Annotated in this window: 17 protein-coding genes; 10 read left to right on the forward strand and 7 right to left on the reverse strand. The window is 69.1% G+C overall.

Annotated elements, in window-relative coordinates:
- Positions 1-9: 9 nt before the first annotated feature.
- Positions 10-1,941 carry an adenylate/guanylate cyclase domain-containing protein gene (locus tag ACEOAB_RS30015; protein WP_413749425.1) on the reverse strand — a complete coding sequence of 644 codons (1,932 nt, stop codon included), beginning with the start codon at positions 1,939-1,941 and terminating at the stop codon, positions 10-12.
- A 184-nt stretch (positions 1,942-2,125) separates the two neighbouring features.
- Positions 2,126-2,839 carry a 2OG-Fe(II) oxygenase gene (locus ACEOAB_RS30020; protein WP_413749426.1) on the reverse strand — a complete coding sequence of 238 codons (714 nt, stop codon included), beginning with the start codon at positions 2,837-2,839 and terminating at the stop codon, positions 2,126-2,128.
- A gap of 120 nt (positions 2,840-2,959) precedes the next feature.
- Between ACEOAB_RS30020 and ACEOAB_RS30025 the strand changes: the two genes are divergently transcribed.
- Both ACEOAB_RS30025 and ACEOAB_RS30030 read left to right on the forward strand, forming a co-directional pair.
- Positions 2,960-3,307 (forward strand): hypothetical protein, encoded by a 348-nt coding sequence (locus ACEOAB_RS30025; protein ID WP_413749427.1) that lies wholly within the window; start codon positions 2,960-2,962, stop codon positions 3,305-3,307.
- The gene (locus tag ACEOAB_RS30030) at positions 3,304-4,101 is read left to right on the forward strand and encodes a zeta toxin family protein (RefSeq protein WP_413749428.1); all 798 of its coding nucleotides are present in this window, start codon (positions 3,304-3,306) and stop codon (positions 4,099-4,101) included. Before ACEOAB_RS30025 ends, ACEOAB_RS30030 begins: the two co-directional genes overlap by 4 nt.
- On the opposite strand, the gene ACEOAB_RS30035 is transcribed toward ACEOAB_RS30030, so the two are convergent.
- Positions 4,046-4,966, reverse strand: coding sequence for a LysR substrate-binding domain-containing protein (locus ACEOAB_RS30035; protein WP_495653328.1), 921 nt, complete (start codon positions 4,964-4,966; stop codon positions 4,046-4,048). The genes ACEOAB_RS30030 and ACEOAB_RS30035 overlap by 56 nt on opposite strands.
- Before the next feature lie 180 nt (positions 4,967-5,146).
- Between ACEOAB_RS30035 and ACEOAB_RS30040 the strand changes: the two genes are divergently transcribed.
- The 6 genes from ACEOAB_RS30040 to ACEOAB_RS30065 all read left to right on the forward strand — a co-directional run bounded on the left by ACEOAB_RS30040 (position 5,147) and on the right by ACEOAB_RS30065 (position 9,872).
- Positions 5,147-6,346 (forward strand): acyl-CoA dehydrogenase, encoded by a 1,200-nt coding sequence (locus ACEOAB_RS30040; RefSeq protein WP_413749429.1) that lies wholly within the window; start codon positions 5,147-5,149, stop codon positions 6,344-6,346.
- A gap of 5 nt (positions 6,347-6,351) precedes the next feature.
- Positions 6,352-7,590: a CaiB/BaiF CoA transferase family protein gene (locus ACEOAB_RS30045; protein WP_495653329.1), complete on the forward strand. Its 1,239-nt coding sequence runs from the start codon at positions 6,352-6,354 to the stop codon at positions 7,588-7,590.
- A 13-nt stretch (positions 7,591-7,603) separates the two neighbouring features.
- Positions 7,604-8,032, forward strand: a complete 429-nt coding sequence (locus ACEOAB_RS30050) for a VOC family protein (protein WP_056600368.1) — start codon at positions 7,604-7,606, stop codon at positions 8,030-8,032.
- 244 nt (positions 8,033-8,276) lie between these two features.
- Positions 8,277-8,657 carry a helicase SNF2 gene (locus tag ACEOAB_RS30055; protein ID WP_235508145.1) on the forward strand — a complete coding sequence of 127 codons (381 nt, stop codon included), beginning with the start codon at positions 8,277-8,279 and terminating at the stop codon, positions 8,655-8,657.
- A 56-nt stretch (positions 8,658-8,713) separates the two neighbouring features.
- Positions 8,714-9,127, forward strand: a complete 414-nt coding sequence (locus ACEOAB_RS30060) for an organic hydroperoxide resistance protein (RefSeq protein ID WP_056600239.1) — start codon at positions 8,714-8,716, stop codon at positions 9,125-9,127.
- A gap of 109 nt (positions 9,128-9,236) precedes the next feature.
- Positions 9,237-9,872, forward strand: coding sequence for a dihydrofolate reductase family protein (locus tag ACEOAB_RS30065; RefSeq protein WP_413748935.1), 636 nt, complete (start codon positions 9,237-9,239; stop codon positions 9,870-9,872).
- A gap of 24 nt (positions 9,873-9,896) precedes the next feature.
- On the opposite strand, the gene ACEOAB_RS30070 is transcribed toward ACEOAB_RS30065, so the two are convergent.
- Positions 9,897-10,355 carry a CopD family protein gene (locus ACEOAB_RS30070; protein WP_413748936.1) on the reverse strand — a complete coding sequence of 153 codons (459 nt, stop codon included), beginning with the start codon at positions 10,353-10,355 and terminating at the stop codon, positions 9,897-9,899.
- A 114-nt stretch (positions 10,356-10,469) separates the two neighbouring features.
- On the opposite strand from ACEOAB_RS30070, the gene ACEOAB_RS30075 reads away from it, so the two are divergent.
- Together ACEOAB_RS30075 and ACEOAB_RS30080 are read left to right on the forward strand one after the other, a co-directional pair.
- Positions 10,470-11,300 (forward strand): isocitrate lyase/PEP mutase family protein, encoded by an 831-nt coding sequence (locus ACEOAB_RS30075; protein WP_413748937.1) that lies wholly within the window; start codon positions 10,470-10,472, stop codon positions 11,298-11,300.
- Positions 11,301-11,306: 6 nt separating this feature from the next.
- Positions 11,307-11,900, forward strand: coding sequence for a uracil-DNA glycosylase family protein (locus tag ACEOAB_RS30080; protein ID WP_056600252.1), 594 nt, complete (start codon positions 11,307-11,309; stop codon positions 11,898-11,900).
- On the opposite strand, the gene ACEOAB_RS30085 is transcribed toward ACEOAB_RS30080, so the two are convergent.
- Genes ACEOAB_RS30085 through ACEOAB_RS30095 form a run of 3 tightly spaced genes read right to left on the reverse strand, consistent with a single transcriptional unit; the run spans position 11,873 to position 15,001 of the window.
- A complete protein-coding gene (locus ACEOAB_RS30085) occupies positions 11,873-13,594 on the reverse strand; it encodes an amidohydrolase (protein ID WP_413748938.1) in 1,722 nt (573 codons plus the stop codon). The two genes, ACEOAB_RS30080 and ACEOAB_RS30085, sit on opposite strands and share 28 nt — an antisense overlap.
- A gap of 1 nt (position 13,595) precedes the next feature.
- Positions 13,596-14,585, reverse strand: a complete 990-nt coding sequence (locus ACEOAB_RS30090; RefSeq protein WP_413748939.1) for a tripartite tricarboxylate transporter substrate binding protein — start codon at positions 14,583-14,585, stop codon at positions 13,596-13,598.
- Positions 14,586-14,644: 59 nt separating this feature from the next.
- On the reverse strand, positions 14,645-15,001 hold the full coding sequence (locus ACEOAB_RS30095; RefSeq protein ID WP_007832571.1) for a cupin domain-containing protein: 357 nt from the start codon (positions 14,999-15,001) through the stop codon (positions 14,645-14,647).
- Positions 15,002-15,019: the final 18 nt, after the last annotated feature.

Here is a 15,019-nt window from a genome sequence, read left to right on the forward strand (position 1 = left end):
CGAGTGAGTTCAGGCCGTGAGCTCATAGAGCACCATGCGCGTCTGCCGGCCGCGCAGCTCCACCAATTCTTCGATGCGGCGTGCGTGAAGCCGGCCGCCGAGCCCCGCGAAGGTGGCCTCGGAAATCAGCGTCTGCGTGCCGAGCTGCTTGTTGATGCCCTCGATGCGGCTCGCCACGTTGATCGCGTCGCCGAACGCGGTGTAGGACAGCCGGTCGTTCGAACCGAGCACCCCCGCGATCACCATGCCGGTGTGGATGCCGATGCGGGTGCGAAACCTCGGCATCCCCTGCTCGTGCCACTTGCGGTTGAGTTCGCCCATCTCCACGTGCAGCTCCAGCGCGGCCACGCAGGCCTGGTATTCCGCGTCCTTCAGGTCGGAGGGCGCGCCCCACAGCACCATGATCCCGTCGCCGATGAACTTGTCGACCACGCCGCCGTGCCGTGCGAACACGCCCGCCGCCAGGTTGAAGTACTCCGTCAGCATGCTCACCAGCACGTCGGTGTCCAGCGATTCCGAAATCGAGGTGAAGCCCTCCACGTCGGTGAACATCACCGTCACGCGGCGCGACGAACCGGAGGGCGCGAGCGCATGGCCCGCGTCGATCAGCTGGTTGATCACGTCCACCGGCACGAACTTGCTGAAGGCCTTCAGGCTGCGCGCCGAGTCGTCCAGGGCCTGGTCCAGGTGCTGGATCTCGAGCACGCGGCTCGGTTCGCGCGGCAGGTTGTCGAGCTCCAGCAGGCCGATGCTGCGCGCGATGTGCGAAAGATTCTCCACCGGCGAGGTCACCAGCTTCGACAGCTTCAGCGAGATGAACAGCGCGATCGCCAGGAAGGCCAGCGCCAGCAACAGGCCCCACAGCACCGCGCGGTGCAGCTCGCCCAGCAGCATGTCTTCGGGCACCCAGCTCACGAGCTGCCATCCGGTGCTGGGAATGCGCGAGGCCTGCACCAGGTAGCGGCGACCTTCGTAGGTGAAGGAGAACTTCCTGTTCGAGCCACTGCCCGCCGTGCCGCCGATCACCGTGTTCGCGTGCAAGGCGCCGAGCACGCCGGTCGGCGGCTCCAGCTGGTGCAGCACGCCCGGCATGTCGCTGCGCGCGAGCACGCGGGCGTCGGCGCTCAGCAGTGCGCTGTCGCCGTAGCCGTCGCTGCTGAACTGGCGCACGAATTCCGACAGCCGTCCCAGCGACACATCGCCCGCCACCACCATGGCCTGCGCTGCGTTGTCCGCATAGCTGCGCTGGCTCGGCAGCGCGTAGGTCACGCCCAGCTCCTGCGCGGCGGCGAATACGTACGGCTGCGTCCAGACCGGCCCCTGTGCCTTGCGGGCCTGCAAATACCAGCCGCGCTGCGTCGGGTCGTAGCTGCTGCGGAAGGATGCGACGCGCTGCGTGGCGTAGCGCTGCTGCACGTCGGCCTCGGCGTCCAGCGGCAGCATGTACTGCCACGTCTCGGTGGTGAACCTCGCGCCGCGCTCGATGTGGCGCATGGCCGGCACCGGGTAGCGCAGCGCCATCAGCATCTGGCCCTTCTCGTTGCTGACGTAGATGCTGTCGAGCTCGGGCGACTGCTGCAGCAGCGTCCACAGCAGCTCGGCCGTTCTTTCGGCGTGTTCGCCCGCTGGCCGCAGGCTGGGGGCGGTGCCCACGGCGTTGACGACCGACTCGGCCTTCTGCAGGAAGGCCAGCACCTTGTCCTCGGTGCGGTGGTGGTTGGCCCTGTGCGCGGACACGCCGATGCGCGACACCAGCCGCTGCGACCCCCAGTAACCCAGCGAGACCAGCAACAGCGACTGTGTCAGCGCCACGGCACTGACGATGGTGCCCACGTCCACCCTGAAGCGGCGCGAACGCCCGGGCGGTGCGGCCGGCGCGGCCGCGGATTCGATCGACGGCTTTCCCGCCGCTTCCGGATTCCCGGACGACTTCTTGTTCATACAGCTCCCTGACGACCACTCGAGCGCGCCCGCTGCATCGAGGCCGCGGGCCGGCTTCCGGCGGGCTCACGGCCTCGATCGTTGGTGTCGGGGATCCTGGTGGGCGCCGGAGGCGGGCGTGATTTTCGTCGACTTCGGCTTTCCGTGCGGCGTTGCACGGCGCCGCAGTGGCCGGGGAGCCGCCTTAGCGGGCGTCGTGAAAGATGATGCCCAGCGTATGCCGCCGCCCCGAGCGCACGCGGCTCACGCCGTGGCGCATCGTCACGCGGTAGCTGCCGCGCGTGCCCGCCACCGGCCGCTGGTTGACCGCGAAGATCACCGCCTCGCCCTGCGCGAGCGACACCACCTCGGCGCGCGACTGCATGCGCGGGCGCTGTTCGGTCAGCACGAACTCGCCGCCGGTGAAGTCTTCGCCGGGCCGGTTCAGCAGCACGGTGAGCTGCAGCGGGAACTGCAGGTCGCCGTACAGGTCCTGGTGCAGGCAGTTGTAGTCGCCCTCGTCGTAGCGCAGCAGCAGCGGGGTGGGGCGCAGCTGGCCCGCCGCGTGGCAGCGCGCGAGGTAGGCGGCATGGTCCGGCGGGTAGTCGGCCGGCAGGCCCATCGCCGCGGCCCATGCATTGGCCAGCGGCGCGAGGCGTTCGTACAGCGCGCTGCGCCATGCCGTGAGCTTTGGCGGCAGCGGGTTGGCGAAGTACTGGTACTCGCCTTGGCCGAAGCCGTGGCGCTGCATGACGACGCGGCTGCGGAAGTGGCGGGGCTGGTCGTACATGGCCGCGAGGGCGGCGCATTCCTTCGGGGTGAAGATCGCGGCGCCGGTGGTGGCGCAGCCGCGGGTGGCGAGGTCGTCTTCGATGCGGGGCCAGTCGAGGGCGTCGACCTGGGAGGCTGGGGCTGTCATGCGCGCAGTGTCTCGCCTGCGGGGCTGCAAGGCTCGCCGTTTCCGGACGCGGGTATGCGGCGGTGCGGGCTTTGGCGCAGCAGGTGGCGGGCGGCTTCCGTTTTGAGCGATCATCCGGCCATGGCAAGAGCAAAAACCATCGCACGCGAAGGCTCGGCAGGGCAAATGGTCCAGGGCCGATCGGTGGCGACCCTGGGGCGCGGCATGGCGCTGGTCAAGATCGGCAAGGCTCCACGCGCCGTGGTCCGCCCCGAGGACAACACGACGGAACTGCTGAAGAAGGCGGCCCGCGCACTCGACAAGCCCGGCATCGACAGGTCGGTCGTCTTCCGCGGACCCAACGCGGCCCGGATATTCGCCTACTCCGCCTACCCGCAGGATCCGACCCAGGTCATTCGCGAAGCAGCCGACGGCACCAAGGTCATTGGCCGCCTGGTCGACGGCAGGTTCCGCGCGAGCAAGGCGTGAGCCGCCGCCCACCGAAGCTCGGGAAGCTCCTCGAGCAGACGCGCGGCCCGCGTCCGGTGGCCTTCGTCCTGGCGGGCCACAACGGCTCCGGAAAATCCACGCTCTGGTATTCGCGCCTGGCGGCATCGCTGCAGATGCCGCTGATCAACGCCGACCGGATGATGATGTCCATCCTGCCGGACGCCGACCCCGCCACCGGGCACATCCCCGCCTGGGCCCAGCGCCTGCGCGACGACGACGAGAAATGGCAGGTCCTGTCCCAGGAAGGCGTGCGCGCCTTCAAGAGCCTGGTGATGGACCAGCGCATGCCGTTTGCGTTCGAGACGGTGTTCTCCCACTGGAAGCCGCTGCCCGGCGGCGGCCATGCGTCGAAGGCGGACGACATCCGCGCGATGCAGGAGGCGGGGTATTTCGTCGTGCTGCTTTTCGTCGGCCTGGTCTCGGTGGACATGTCCATCTTTCGCGTGAGCACCCGCAAGCAGCAGGGCGGCCACGACGTGGACCGCAGGAAGCTGATCGAGCGCTTTCCCCGCACGCAGGCGGCGGTCGGCCATGCGGCGCAGATCGCGAACATGACGCTGATGTTCGACAACAGCCGTTCCGGGAAGAGCGCTTTCGCATTGGTGCGGGCGCAGGCGAAGAAGTCGGTCCTGTTCGATGCGCGCGATCCCAAGTTCGACATGGACCCTGAATTGCGGGCCGTCTGCGATCCGTGGCTCGAGAAGGTCGCCGGCCCCTTCAAGCCGTCTCGCGCCCGGGCTCCTGCCGTGCCTGCGCCAGCAGCCAGTCGCTGAAGAATTTCAGCAGCGGCCGCTGGTCGGCGCGCTCCGGCGTCACGAGGTAATATTTGCGCTCGCCCGACTGCGGCCGCGCGCAGGCCACCACCAGTTCGCCGCGCGCCAGTTCGTCGGCCACCAGCATCGTCGGCATCAGCGCCACGCCGAGCCCGTGCGACGCGGCCGCGGCCAATATCGAGAACAGCTCGTAGCGCGGGCCGCCGCGCGCATTGGGCGCGTCGATCTGCTGCGCATCGAACCACTGGCGCCAGCCGTCGGGCCGGGTGCTCTGTTGCAGCAGCGGCATCTTCGCGATGGCTGCCGGCGCCACGGCCTTGCCGCGCGGCAGCAGAGAAGGGCTGCACACCGGCACCACGTCTTCATGCATCAGCAGCAGCGCGTGCGTGCCGGCCCAGTTCTCGACCTGTGCGGGCGTGCCGGCATACAGCGCCGCATCGAACTCCGCATCGGCGAACAGGAAGGGGCGGGTGCGCGTCTCGATGTGCACCACCACGTCGGGCTGCAGCGCCGCGAAGCCCTTCAGTCGCGGCATCAGCCAGCGGGTGGCGAAAGTGGGCACGGCCGCCAGCGAGAGCGAACCGCCTTCGCCCTGGTGCGCCATGGCGTCGAGCGTGTCGCGCTCCATCGCCTCGAGCCGCTTGGTGATCTGCCGCGCATAGGCCGCACCGCTCGCCGTGAGCGCCACGCCGTGCCGCGTGCGGCGAAACAGCGCCACGCCCAGGAAGGCTTCGAGCGTGCCGATCTGGCGCGACACCGCGCTCTGGGTGAGGGCGAGTTCCTGCGCGGCGCGCGTGTAGCTCTCGTGGCGCGCGGCGGCGTCGAAGCACACGAGGGTTTGCAGGGGTGGGATCTTGCGGCGCATGTATGCCGGGAGTGTATGACTGGAATCAGGTCCTCTTCAATGAAGGTGCCTCGCCAACATCTTGCAAGACATTCTTTCGCCGCATATCTGGGTGCGGATTCCTCGTTTGCGTCATGGCCCCTGCGTGGCTAGCATCGGCTCCATTCCCTCTTTTCTCTTTTCCTCTTCCGGAGACAGCACATGGCCGCCAAAGCGCAATTCCACTGGGACGATCCCCTTCTTCTCGACCAGCAACTGACCGACGAAGAACGCATGATCCGCGACGCGGCCAATGCCTACTGCCAGGAGCGCCTCGCGCCCCGCGTCATCGAGGGCTTCCGCACCGGCGAGACCGACCCCGCCATCTTTCGCGAAATGGGCGCGCTCGGCCTGCTCGGCCCCACGATCCCCGAACAGTACGGCGGCCCCGGCCTCAACTACGTGGCCTATGGCCTGATCGCCCGCGAAGTCGAGCGCGTCGACTCCGGCTACCGCTCGATGGCCAGCGTGCAGAGCTCGCTGGTGATGGTGCCGATCTTCGAGTTCGGCACCGAAGGCCAGAAGCAGAAGTACCTGCCCAAGCTCGCCACCGGCGAATGGATCGGCTGCTTCGGCCTGACCGAACCCGACCACGGCTCCGATCCCGGCAGCATGGCCACGCGCGCCAAGAAGGTGCCGGGCGGCTACTCGCTCAGCGGCTCGAAGATGTGGATCAGCAACTCGCCCATCGCCGACGTGTTCGTCGTGTGGGCCAAGGAAGTCAGCGAAAGCGGCACGGTCGGCCCGATCCGCGGCTTCGTGCTCCAGAAGGGCATGAAGGGCCTCAGCGCCCCTGCCATCCACGGCAAGGTCGGCCTGCGCGCCAGCATCACCGGCGAGATCGTCATGGACGGCGTGTTCTGCCCCGAAGAAAACGCCTTCCCCGAAGTGCAAGGCCTCAAGGGCCCCTTCACCTGCCTGAACAGCGCCCGCTACGGCATCTCGTGGGGCGCGCTCGGCGCCGCCGAAGACTGCTGGCACCGCGCCCGCCAGTACACGCTGGACCGCAAGCAGTTCGGCCGCCCGCTCGCCGCCAACCAGCTGATCCAGAAGAAGCTGGCCGACATGCAGACCGAGATCACGCTGGGCCTGCAAGGCAGCCTGCGCCTGGGCCGCATGAAGGACGAAGGCACGGCCTCGGTCGAGATCACCTCGATCATGAAGCGCAACAACTGCGGCAAGGCCCTGGACATCGCCCGCCTGGCGCGCGACATGATGGGCGGCAACGGCATCAGCGACGAGTTCGGCGTGGCACGCCACCTGGTGAACCTGGAAGTGGTCAACACCTACGAAGGCACGCACGACATCCACGCGCTTATTCTTGGCCGCGCCATCACCGGCATCGCAGCTTTCGCCAACTGACACGCATGACAACGAAGCCCGCAGCACTCGACGGCATCAAGGTCCTCGATCTGTCCCGCGTGCTCGCGGGCCCGTGGTGCACGCAGATCCTCGCGGACCTGGGTGCCGACGTCGTCAAGATCGAACGCCCCGGCGTCGGTGACGACACGCGCACCTGGGGCCCGCCCTTCATCAAGGACGCGGACGGCAACGACACCGACCAGGCCAGCTACTTCACGTCCTGCAACCGCAACAAGCGCTCCGTCACCATCGACATGGCCACGCCCGACGGGCAGGCGCTGCTCAAGCAGATGGTGGCGCAGGCCGACATCGTGGTGGAGAACTTCAAGACCGGCGGCCTCAAGCAATACGGCCTCGACCACGAGAGCCTGCGCGCGGCCAACCCGCGCCTCATCTACTGCAGCGTGACCGGCTTCGGCCACGACGGCCCGTACGCCGAGCGCGCGGGCTACGACCTGATGATCCAGGCCATGACCGGCATGATGAGCATCACCGGCCGCCCCGACGACGTGCCCGGCGGCGGTCCGCTGCGCGTGGGCGTGGCGCTCACCGACCTGTTCACCGGCGTCTACGCCAGCACCGCCATCCTCGCGGCGCTGCAGGTGCGCGAACGCACCGGCGAAGGCCAGCACATCGATATGGCGCTGCTCGACGTGGGCATGGCCATCCTCGCGAACCAGGCCAGCGCCTTCCTCAACACCGGCAAGGCGCCCGGCCGCCAGGGCAACACGCACCCGAGCCTCGCGCCGTATCAAGACTTTCCGACGCAGGATGGTTCGATGCTGCTCGCCATCGGCAACAACGGGCAGTTCGCACGCTTTTGCGAAGCGGCCGGCCACGCGGAATGGGCGAGCGACGCGCGCTTCGCGACCAACACGCTGCGCGTGAAGCACCGCCTGGTGCTGATCCCGATGATGGAAGAACTCACGCGCACCCGCACCACGGCCGCGTGGGTCGCGCTGCTCGAAGACAAGGCCGTGCCCTGCGGCCCGATCAACGACATCGCGCAGGCCTTCGACGATGCGCAAGTCCAGGCGCGCGGCCTGAAGGTCACCCAGCCGCGCGACGCGGGCGACGGCATCGCCAGCATCACCGGCGTGGCGAGCCCGCTGCGGCTCACGGCCACGCCGCCGGTGCTGCGCCATGCGCCGCCGGCGCTGGGGCAGCACACGCAGGAAGTGCTGGCGGAAATGGGCATCGATGCGGCACGCTTCGATGCCCTGCGCTCAGCCGGCGTCGTCTGAAGAAGAGGCCGGCATGACGAACCCGGTGCGCCCGCCGTTCTCGGTGCTGCGCATCGACCACATCGTGCTGCGCGTGAAGGACATGGAACGCGCCGTCGCGTTCTATGTCGACGTGCTCGGCTGCACCGTCGAGAAGCGCCGCGACGACCTGGGCCTGGTGCACCTGCGCGCCGGCGCCAGCCTCATCGATCTCGTCACGCCCGACGGCCCGCTGGGCCGCCAGGGCGGTGCGTTGCCCGGCGCCGAGGGCCGCAACGTCGACCACCTCTGCCTGCGCGTCGAGCCCTTCGACGAAGCGGGCATCCGCGCGCTGATGGCGCGCCACGGCGTGGCCCTTCACGGCGACGTGCAGAACAACTTCGGCGCCGAGGGCTACGGCCCGTCGATCTACCTGAGCGACCCCGACGGCAACACCGTCGAGCTCAAGGGCCCGGCCGCCTAGCTGCAGCCCGGCCGGTCGGTTGCCCTCTGCGCGGCCGCCTTTCCCCGGCTTTCCTTTCCGATTTGTACGCCACTGTGTCTGGCCGGCGCGGCGTACACACGCGCATGCAAATCTGCCGGTGGCTCGACACATCGTGGATACAGCCCGCCGATGTAATTCATACATCGCCACCGACGACACATGCACCGAGGAGGCGATGGTGTTCAACCGACTCCTTCACCCTTCATCTTTGAAAGACATTGCCATGAAAACCACCAAGCTCCTGATCGCCGCCGCCGCTCTTTCCGCTTTCGCCATCGGCGCCAGCGCAGAGGACTACCAGGGCGTCCTGCAATTCCAGTCGTCCGCCAGCCGTACCGCCGTGCAGGCCGCGGGTGTGGTCGCCGCCCACGGTGCAGACCCGTACGCCGACGGCGCCACCGCAGGCGTGCCCGCCGTCGTGGCCGGCCTGAGCGACCGTGCCCAGGCCCGCGCCGGCGCCATCGCCGCGGCCCGCGCCGGCAACATCTACGCAGACGGTGCAGGCGCCGGCCCCGACGAGCGCTTCACCAGCACGCTGGACCGCGCCGCGGTGCGCGCCCAGGCTGTTGCCACGGCCCACGGCATCGACCGCCTGGCCCTCTGAGCCCGGCCCGCACAACGCCACCTTCACCGCGATCCCCTCTCATCCGAAGAAGCACCATGACCGACAAGCAAGTTCTCTACACCGGCAAGACCCACACCACCGGCGGCCGCCAGGGCGCATCGCGCAGCAGTGACGGCAACCTCGACATCCAGCTGTCGCCCCCCGGCGGCAACGGCACGGGCACCAACCCCGAGCAGCTGTTCGCGGCCGGCTGGTCGGCCTGCTTCATCGGTGCCATGGGCAAGGCCGCGGGCGGCTTGAAGGTCAAGCTGCCGGCCGACCTGGCGGTGGATGCCGAGGTCGACCTGGTGCTGCAGGAAGGCCAGTACGTGCTGCAGGCGCGCCTGAACGTGAGCCTGCCGGGCCTGGACCGCGAGACCGCGCGCGCCGTGGTCGACACCGCGCACCAGACCTGCCCGTACTCCAAGCTCACGCGCGGCAACATCCATGTCGAGCTGAACCTCGTCTGAGCCTCTGCGTCGACACGCGCGGCCCGCCCCCTGTTTGCAGCGGGCGGGCTCGCGCATAGACTCCGCCTTCTCTGCAACCCAGGCCGGCTTCGCCGCCGGAAAGCGACGTATGAGCAGCAAGGTCTTCTTCGACGTGGGCATCTCGCTCGACGGGTACATGGCGGGCCCGAACGCCAGCCCCGGCAATCCGATGGGCGACGGCGGCCGCGCCATGCACGGCTGGATCTTCCAGACCGCCACCTTCCGCGAAATCCTCGGCATTCCCGGCGGCGGTGGCGAGCAGGGCACGCCCGACGACGCGCGGGTCCAGCATGTGTTCGCACGCACCGGTGCCTACGTCATGGGCCGGCGCATGTTCGACGAAGGCGAGGTCGGCTGGCCCGAGAACCCGCCGTTCCGCGCGCCCGTGTACGTGCTCACGCATTCGCCGCGCGAACCCTGGGTGCGCCAGGGCGGCACCACCTTCCATTTCGTGACCGACGGCCTCGCGAGCGCGCTGGCGCAAGCCAAGGCCGCGGCCGGCGGCAAGGACGTGCGCATCTCCGGCGGCGTCGACACCGTCCGCCAGGCCATCCGGGCGGGCTTGCTCGACGAATGCACGATCCACGTCGCGCCGAACCTGCTGGGCGCGGGAAAGCGGTTGCTCGACGGTCTCGCACCCGGCGAGATGAAGCTGGTGCCCGTGCGCGCCGACGGCTCGGCGCTGGTGACGCACCTGGACTACCGTTTCGTCCAGGCTTCGTGAGGCAGGGGGCGTGGCGGGCGCTGCCTACCCCGCCCGTCCTATGGTCGCAACCCCGAACACCACAATCCCCAGCGCCAGGTTCACGATCACCAGCTGGCGCACGGTGTTCAGCCGCGCGGCCGCCGCTGGCCATGCGCTTTCGTCCACCGCGCGCCGCAGCGCCCTGAACACCGACGCGCGGATGTAGATATAGATCGCGGCCATCACGATCGCGATGCTCATCATCGCCTCGATGCGCCAGTGCACGGCGCGGAAGCCGCCGGCCGCGAGGATCATCGTCACGCCGGTCACGAACAGCAGCGTGACCGATGCGTCCACCCCCACGAAGAAGCGCCGCAGCGTCGCGGCCATCATGCGCAGGCGCAATGGCGGCTCCAGCGTGGCGACAGCAGAAGGGCGCACTGCGAAGTGCATGGTGGCCATGCCGCCGACCCAGAAGGCGGCGCAGAGCAGGTGGATGAAAAGCGCAATGACGTAGGACATGGGGCGCGATCAGACACCGAATTGCCGGACTGCGCAACGTCGTGACGTGCGGACAGGGCCGCGTCAGAATGCGGAGCTCGCCGTCGCGCATACCGAAAGAAAGCCCAGGTTCCCATGACCCGCACCATCGCCCAGAAACGCGCCGACTTCCGGGCGCTCCATGCACAAGGCTGTTTTGTCATTCCGAACCCGTGGGACACGGGCAGCGCGCGCTTCCTCGCGGGCATGGGCTTCAAGGCGCTCGCCACCACCAGCTCGGGCTTCGCGTGGTCGCACGGCCGGGCCGACGGCGCGATGTCGCGCGAATCGATCCTTGCCCATCTGCGTGAGCTGGTGGATGCCACCGACTTGCCCGTGAATGCCGACTTCGAGAACGGCTTTGCCGCCGACGCGCAAGGCGTGGCCGAGAGCGTGCGTCTGGCCATCGAGACCGGCGTGGCAGGCCTCTCGATCGAGGACTCAACGGGCAACGCCGCCGATCCGCTCTTCGCCATCGACATCGCGGTCGAACGCATGCGCGCCGCGCGCAAGGCCATCGATGCGTCGGGCGCCGACGTGCTGCTCGTCGGTCGCGCCGAGAACTTCTTCGCCGGCCGCCCGGACCTCGGCGACGCCATCGCGCGGCTCAAGGCGTACGCGGATGCAGGCGCCGACTGTCTCTATGCGCCCGGCATCAAGACCCGCGAGCAGATCGCGGCGGTGGTCGCGGCCGTGGCGCCCAAGCCGGTCAACCTGCTGGTCGGCGCGGCCAGCGAACTCACGATGCAGGACATCGCCGAACTCGGCGTGCGCCGCGTGAGCGTGGGCGGCGCGATGGCGCGCGCGGCCTGGGGCGGCTTCATGCGCGCCGCGCGCACGCTGGCCGTGCAGGGCCGCTTCGACGGTTTCGCGGACGCGGCGCAGGGCGCCGAACTCGACGCCTTCTTCCGCCCGTTCGCCGGCTGAGGCGCCGTGGATGTGCTGCTCGCCGAGATCCGCGCCTGCCGCGCGTGCGAGGCGCACCTGCCGCTGGGGCCGCGCCCAGTGGTGCAAGCGAGCGCAAGCGCCCGGCTGCTGATCGTCGGGCAGGCGCCCAGCCTCACCGTTCACAAGACCGGCGTGCCGTGGGATGACAAGAGCGGCGAGCAGCTGCGCCGCTGGCTCGGCGTCGACCGCGCCACCTTCTACGACGCGGCACGCATCGCGCTCATGCCGATGGGCTACTGCTACCCCGGCCGCGGCACCAGCGGCGACCTGCCGCCGCGCAAGGAATGCGCGCCGCTGTGGCAAGACAGGCTGCTCGCGCAGATGCCGCGCATCGAGTTGACGCTGCTCATCGGCCAGTACGCGCAGCGCCACTTCCTGGGCAAGACCGCGCGCGCCAACGTGACCGAGACGGTCGAGGCCTTTGCCGACTACGCACCGCGCTTTATTCCGCTGCCGCATCCTTCGCCGCGCAACACGGGCTGGTTCAAGCACCACCCGTGGTTCGAGAGCGAGGTGCTGCCGGTGCTGCGCGAGCGCGTGCGGCGGGCGCTTCAGCGCGCGCCGTCCGAGGCCGACTGAATCGCCGCCTGCAACCCCTGGGGTGCCCTGGCCATCGGAGTCGTCGCCGCATCGAAGGGCCGCGCTGCATACACCACGCGCCCGCCCACCACGGTCATCACCGAGGTGGTCTTGCCAATGCGCTCCAGCGGCACGGTGAAGAAGTCCTGGTCGAGCACCGCGAAGTCCGCGAGCTTGCCGACCTCCAGCGTGCCGCGCTTGCCCTCGTCGAAGCTGAACCACGCGCTGCCCGCCGTGTAGAGCCGCAGCGCCTGCTCGCGCGTGGGTGTCTCGTCGGGCCCGCGCATCATCTTGCCGCTCACGGTCTTGCCGTCGAGCATCCACTGCAGTGCGACGAAGGGGTTGTACGAGGCCACGCGATGCGCATCGGTGCCGGCGCCCACGTTCACGCCCGCGCGCAGGGCCGTGCCGATGGGCGGCATGCGGCGCGCCGCGTCGCCGCGCACGGCGAGCGCGCGGTCGCCCTGGAAGTACATCGCGTCCTGCATGGTCCAGCCGATGCCCAGCGCCTTCATGCGCGCGAGCGTCTCGGGCGAAGCATCGTCCAGGTGCGCGATGGACCAGCGCAGGCCGTTGATCGGCACCTCGGCGTTCAGCTTTTCGTACAGCCCGAGCAGATGATCGACCGAGCCGTTCTCCTGCCAATGGATGGTGACCGCGAGCTTCTTCGTGGCCGCCCATTTGATGAGCTCATAGAACTTCGCCTTCACCGCTTCGTCGGGGAAGTTGTTGTTGTACATCGCGAGCGTCACGCGTTCGCCCAGGCCGTTGAACTTCAGCATGTCGTCGCCGAAGCCCATGGGCAGCATCTGCGTGAGGTCACGAAACTCCTGCAGCTCGGCGCCGGGCTTCTGCGCGAACACGCTGTAGGCCACGCGCAGCGTCAGCGCCTTCTCGCGCCACAGCTCGAACAGCGCCGCGTACTGCGAGGGCGCAATGCTGAAGCCGCCCGGGTCCACCAGGCCGGTGATGCCGAGCCGGTTCAGCTCGCTGAAGAACGCGCGCGTGCCCGCTACGTTGTCGTCGTAGGTCGGCTTGGGCAGCTTGTCGAAAAGGGCCGAGATGCCGACGATGTCGCCGGTCATCCAGCCCGGCGCGCCGTCGGGCGAGGGCTTCATGCCCGCAGGCAGGGTGCCGGCGGGCACGCCGAGTGCTTCGAGTGCCTTGGGCGTCATCACCACCGCTTCGTAGAAAAGCTGCACGTACACCGGGTGGTCCGGCGCGGCCTCCTGCAGCTCGGCGAGCGTGGGTCGTCGGCGCTCCGCGAACTGCTGTTCGGTCCAGCCGCCTGCAACGATCAGCCAGCCGCCGGGGCGGGCATTTGTAGCGGCGGTGCGGATGCGCGCCATGGCTTCGGTGATGGTGCCCGCGCCGATCCAGTTGACTTCGGTCGAATAGCTCAACGCCGCGCGCACCGCGTGCATGTGCGAGTCGATGAGACCGGGAATGACGGTGCGTCCGCCCGCATCTACGGTGCGTGTCGCGGAGCCCGAGAGCGCGCGCATCTGCGCGGCATTGCCGACGGCCACAATGCGGCCGCCGCGCACGGCGAGCGCCTGCGCGGTGGTGCCGGCGGCATCGAGCGTGGCGATCTTCGCGTTGGTCACGACGAGGTCGGCCGGTTGCGCCTGCGCGGCACCGGGCATGAGAAAGCCGGCGGCGAGGGCCGCCGCCGTGAAGAGCGTGCGTGCCATGTCAGTCGACCTTGATGCTCGCGGCCTTCACCACCTGCTGCGCCTTGCCGGTCTCGTCCACGAGGAACTTGTTGAACTGCGCCGACGGCATGGTGAACGGCTCGGCACCGAGCTTCTCCAGCCGTTCCTTCAGCTCGGGCGACACCATGATCTTCGCGACCTCGGCCTGCAGCCGGTCGACCACCGGCTGCGGCGTCTTCGCGGGTGCGAACAGGCCGACCCAGAACAGGTACTCCGAGCCCGGCACGCCGGCCTCCGCGGTGGTGGGCGCATCGGGCAGCGCCGACGAGCGCTTGCCCGTGCCCACGGCCAGTGCCTGCAGCCTGCCGGTCTTGATGAGCGGCAGGGCGGACACCATCGGCGCGAAGAACCAGTCGACGCGCCCGGCCATCACCTCGGTCATGGCCTCGGGCGTGCCACGGAACGGCACGTGCTGCGCGTCGATGCCGGCCGCGAGGCGGAACACCTCGGCGTTCATGTGCGTGGCCGAGCCGTTGCCCGCCGAGCCGTAGTTGAAGCTGCCGGGCTTGGCCTTGGCCTTCGCGACGAGGTCCTGCACGTTCGCGAAATGCGAGGGCGCGGTGACCAGCACGTTGGGCAGGCTGGCCATCGGCGTGATGCCGGTGAAGTCCTTGATCGTGTCGTACGACAGGCCCTTGTAGATCCACGGGTTCACAAGGTGGCCGGCCGAATGCACCAGCAGCGTGTAGCCGTCGGCCGGCGACTTGGCTGCGATGGCCGCGCCCAGCGTGCCGCCCGCACCGGGCTTGTTGTCGACGATCACGCTGGTGCCCAGCGCGGGCCCGAGCTTCTCGGCCACGAGGCGCGCGACGATGTCGGTGCCGCTGCCTGCCGTGAAGGGCACGACCAGCTTGATCGGCTGCGTGCCCGGCCACGGACCCTGTGCGTAGGCGCCGGTCAGCGCGCAGGCCGCCAAGGCTGCTGCCGCCGCCAGTGTCTGCCTGCGGCTCCATGAGGATGTCTTCTTCATGCGTCTTGTCTCCGTTGATTTGTTCGATGAGCGATGAATGACTGAAAGAGGGGAGGCCGCTACGCCGGCGGCGCGTTCGGCATCACCAGCGCGACCAGCACCGGCCGGTTGCTCCGGTTCTCCAGCTGACGCTTTTCGCCGGGCGCGAAGCGGCAGCTGTCGTAGGGCTCGAGCACGTCTTCCTGATGCGCGCCGTCGATCTCGCCGACCACGTGCAGCTGGCCTTCGAGCACGAGATACAGCTTTTCCATCGGCGAGCCGTCGAGCCCGGTGTGGCCGCCGGGAAGGATCTGGCTCACGCCCATCCACATCTGCGTGGACGGCCCGGCCTCCTTGCCTTGCAGGCGCAGGCAGCGCATGTCGAAGTGGTTGGGCGCCTCGTAGTGCGGCGCTTCGTTGAAACGGGTGACGTGCATGGTCGGGTGCTCCAGGGT

It is taken from the genome of Variovorax sp. Varisp53 (genome assembly GCF_059491555.1).

Coding starts and splice junctions, on each gene's coding strand:
- ACEOAB_RS30015 (WP_413749425.1), bottom strand. CDS start 1,941: ATGAACAAGAAGTCGTCCGGGAATCCGGAAGCGGCGGGAAAGCCGTCG.
- ACEOAB_RS30020 (WP_413749426.1), bottom strand. CDS start 2,839: ATGACAGCCCCAGCCTCCCAGGTCGACGCCCTCGACTGGCCCCGCATC.
- ACEOAB_RS30025 (WP_413749427.1), top strand. CDS start 2,960: ATGGCAAGAGCAAAAACCATCGCACGCGAAGGCTCGGCAGGGCAAATG.
- ACEOAB_RS30035 (WP_495653328.1), bottom strand. CDS start 4,966: ATGCGCCGCAAGATCCCACCCCTGCAAACCCTCGTGTGCTTCGACGCC.
- ACEOAB_RS30040 (WP_413749429.1), top strand. CDS start 5,147: ATGGCCGCCAAAGCGCAATTCCACTGGGACGATCCCCTTCTTCTCGAC.
- ACEOAB_RS30045 (WP_495653329.1), top strand. CDS start 6,352: ATGACAACGAAGCCCGCAGCACTCGACGGCATCAAGGTCCTCGATCTG.
- ACEOAB_RS30050 (WP_056600368.1), top strand. CDS start 7,604: ATGACGAACCCGGTGCGCCCGCCGTTCTCGGTGCTGCGCATCGACCAC.
- ACEOAB_RS30055 (WP_235508145.1), top strand. CDS start 8,277: ATGAAAACCACCAAGCTCCTGATCGCCGCCGCCGCTCTTTCCGCTTTC.
- ACEOAB_RS30060 (WP_056600239.1), top strand. CDS start 8,714: ATGACCGACAAGCAAGTTCTCTACACCGGCAAGACCCACACCACCGGC.
- ACEOAB_RS30065 (WP_413748935.1), top strand. CDS start 9,237: ATGAGCAGCAAGGTCTTCTTCGACGTGGGCATCTCGCTCGACGGGTAC.
- ACEOAB_RS30070 (WP_413748936.1), bottom strand. CDS start 10,355: ATGTCCTACGTCATTGCGCTTTTCATCCACCTGCTCTGCGCCGCCTTC.
- ACEOAB_RS30075 (WP_413748937.1), top strand. CDS start 10,470: ATGACCCGCACCATCGCCCAGAAACGCGCCGACTTCCGGGCGCTCCAT.
- ACEOAB_RS30085 (WP_413748938.1), bottom strand. CDS start 13,594: ATGGCACGCACGCTCTTCACGGCGGCGGCCCTCGCCGCCGGCTTTCTC.
- ACEOAB_RS30090 (WP_413748939.1), bottom strand. CDS start 14,585: ATGAAGAAGACATCCTCATGGAGCCGCAGGCAGACACTGGCGGCGGCA.
- ACEOAB_RS30095 (WP_007832571.1), bottom strand. CDS start 15,001: ATGCACGTCACCCGTTTCAACGAAGCGCCGCACTACGAGGCGCCCAAC.